Annotated in this window: 1 pseudogene; it reads left to right on the top strand. The window is 76.4% G+C overall.

Annotated elements, in window-relative coordinates:
- Nucleotides 1-1,424 (top strand): annotated as a pseudogene (locus JM949_RS35930) (hypothetical protein); the annotation flags it as partial.

Below are 1,424 nucleotides of genomic sequence, written 5' to 3'. Positions count from 1 at the left end.
CCGCGGTCGTTGGTGCTGGTCGCCGGGATCTCCGACACCGCCCGGTCGTTGGTGCTGGTCGCCGGGATCTCCGACACCGCCCAGCCGTCCCGGCTGCACGTGGCGATCGCCGACGGGCCGGGTTGGGAGCGCGGGTGGCTCACCTCGGCCAGCACCGGCCGCGACGGCTACCTGCAACTGGTCGACCTCGCGCCGACCGCGCTCGCCGCGCTGGGCCGTCCGATGCCGGAGCGGCTCTTCCTCGGCCGCCCGGCGACCAGCACCGGCGGCCGTCCGGCCGACCTGGCCGAGGCGATCGACGCCCCGGCGAACGCCGACCGGGAGGCGGCGGCCCAGCGGACCGTCTCCGGCACCTTCTTCGGTCTGCTGGCCGGCGCGCAGGTGCTGCTGGCGCTCGCGATGCTGCCGCTGCTGCGCCGGGCCCGCCCGCACGCCGGCCCGACCGGCCCGACCCCGGTCGCCAAGCAGGTCGTGGCGGTGGTGGAGTTGCTGCTTGTCGCCGCCGCGTTGACGGTGCCGGCGGCGCTGCTGGCCGACGCCGTCCCCTGGTGGCGCGCCGGGCACCCCGGGTGGACCTTTGCCGGGGTCACCGCCCTCCTGGTGGTCGCCGGCACCGTGGCGGTGCGGTTCGCCCCCGGGCACTCGGGCACCCTCGGCCCGCTCGGCGCGGTGGCCGGTCTCACCACGCTCGTCGTCGGGCTGGACGTGCTCACCGGGGCCCGGCTCCAACTCAACGGCGTGGTCGGCTACTCCGCGTTGCAGGGTGGCCGGTACGCCGGGCTGAGCACGGTGGGCCTGGGCGTGTTCCTGGCCGGCGCGTTGCTCAGTGCGGGCTGGCTCGCCCAACGGGTGCACCGTGGCTGGCGGCCGGCGGTGATGGTGGCGGTGGGTGGTCTCGCCGTGGTGGTGGTCGGCAGCCCGTACCTGGGTGCCGACCCGGTCGGCGCGATCGCGCTCACCGCCGGGGTGAGCGTGGCCGCCGTGATCAGCGCCGGCGGCTGGTTGACGATCAGCCGGCTGGCCTGGGCCACCATGGCCGCCCTGGCGGTCGGTATCGGGTTCGCCGTGGTGGATCTGCGCCGCCCGCCGGCGGAGCGGGGCAGCCTTGGTCGCTTCCTCTCCGCGCTCGGTGACGGCACCGCCGGGTTCACCGTGCACCGCTCCAGCGCGGAGAACTTCGAGACGCTGGTGAACAGTCCGCTGACCGTGCTGGCGCTGGCCGGCGGGTTGCTGGTGTGGTTCGCCCTGTTGCAGCCGTGGGGCGGGCTGATGCGACTGTTCGGCATCTACCCGGCGGTGCGGGCCGCGTTCGCCGGCACCGTGGTCGCCGCGCTGCTCGGCGGTGCGCTCGACGGCGCGGCGCTGGACGTGCTGGGCGCCGCCGCCGCGCTGGTGGTGCCGATGGCCGCCCTGGCGTCGCTGCG

The sequence above is a fragment of the Micromonospora tarensis genome (assembly GCF_016803395.1).
GTDB classification, from domain to species: domain Bacteria; phylum Actinomycetota; class Actinomycetes; order Mycobacteriales; family Micromonosporaceae; genus Micromonospora; species Micromonospora tarensis.
Note: the sequence above shows the minus strand (reverse complement) of the source record. Positions and strands in the feature narration are given on the sequence as shown.